Below are 1,225 nucleotides of genomic sequence, written 5' to 3'. Positions count from 1 at the left end.
GGAAGAGCGAGAACCTGCCGGTCTGCGACTGGCCGCCAGGGGTGAGCGCGAAGAAGACCATTCAGTACAGCGGGAAGACCATCACGATTGCCAGCGCGGTGAGTCGGCCGACGAGCACCCAGCGGCTCGGGCGCGGCTTCCGCCGCGCGGTGGTCGGACGGGAGGCGCGGGTCGAGCCCGCAACGGACAGCGCCATCAGATGGCCTCCTCTGCCTTCTTGTTGGCCCGCTGCCGGAGCAGCGTGAACACGAGCAGGATCGCGACGAGCACCAGTCCGAGCGCCGCGGCGTACCCCATCCGCGCGTCGATGAACGCGGACCGGAACACGTACTGGATGAGCACCGTGGTGGAGAAGCCGGGGCCGCCGCCGGTCATCACGTAGATGACGTCGAACGCCTGCAGCGAGAACACCACGTTGAGGATGCGCGATCACGCGCGCCGCACGCTGATCGCGACGCGACCGGGGGCGGACGGGAGGCGCGGGTCGGGCCCGCACTCCTCCCTCGCAGGCTCGGTCGGCGCGCCCCGCGCAACGCTTCGCGTTGCCGCTGAGCGGGGCGCGCTCCCGTCCGTCAGTCCGTCACTCGGGCAGCGGCTCGGCGTACGTCCGGAACGCACCGCGCTCGGTGTGGATCGCCCACAGGCGGTCCGCGATCGCCGCACCGGAGTGCTCCGGCTGCCCGTCGTCGATGCCGAACGGGATGATGAGCTGACCGACGTGGACGTCCTCGTCCCGGACGGCGTCGTGCAGCAGCTGCGCGTAGGCGCTCTCGCCCGCGAAGGCGACCGACGTGCCGGTCACCCGCGCGCCGGGGCGCACCGCGCTCCCGCCGTTGACGAACAGGATCGTGCCGTGGCCGATCGCGCGCATGCCGGGCAGGACCTGGCGGACGGCGTTCACCGAGCCGTAGACCGAGAACTCGATCGGGCCGACGAGGTCCTCCGCCGTGGTCTCGAGCACCGGTCGCATGTACTCCTTGGCGGGCAGGGGGCTGTACTGCAGCACCTCGATCGGGCCGAGCTGCTCGGTCGCACGCTCGAGGGCGGCGCGCAGCGAGTCGCCGTCGCGGACGTTCGCGGCGAACCCGGCGGCGGTGTGGCCGTGCTCGCGGAGTTCGGCGACGAGGGAGTCCAGGCGGTCCTGGTTGCGGGAGACCAGGGCGATCGAGAAGCCCTCCCGTGCGAAGCGTTCGGCGACGGCGAGGCCGAGGCCCTGCCGGTCCGA

Annotated in this window: 3 protein-coding genes; all 3 read right to left on the bottom strand. The window is 72.1% G+C overall.

What is annotated here, in order from left to right; genetic code table 11:
- Positions 1-61: 61 nt before the first annotated feature.
- Entirely contained in the window at positions 62-196 is a 135-nt protein-coding gene (locus I5E_RS26420) for a hypothetical protein (RefSeq protein WP_022906957.1), read from the bottom strand.
- Positions 196-411: a hypothetical protein gene (locus I5E_RS10575; protein ID WP_022906956.1), complete on the bottom strand. Its 216-nt coding sequence runs from the start codon at positions 409-411 to the stop codon at positions 196-198. The genes I5E_RS26420 and I5E_RS10575 overlap by 1 nt, the downstream gene beginning before the upstream one ends.
- 169 nt (positions 412-580) lie before the next feature.
- Positions 581-1,225 (bottom strand): SDR family NAD(P)-dependent oxidoreductase (locus I5E_RS10570; RefSeq protein ID WP_022906955.1); only part of this gene is annotated, 645 nt, incomplete at its 5' end.

The organism is Curtobacterium sp. B18 (genome assembly GCF_000333375.1).
GTDB lineage: Bacteria > Actinomycetota > Actinomycetes > Actinomycetales > Microbacteriaceae > Curtobacterium.
This window is presented reverse-complemented; position numbering and strand designations above follow the sequence as displayed.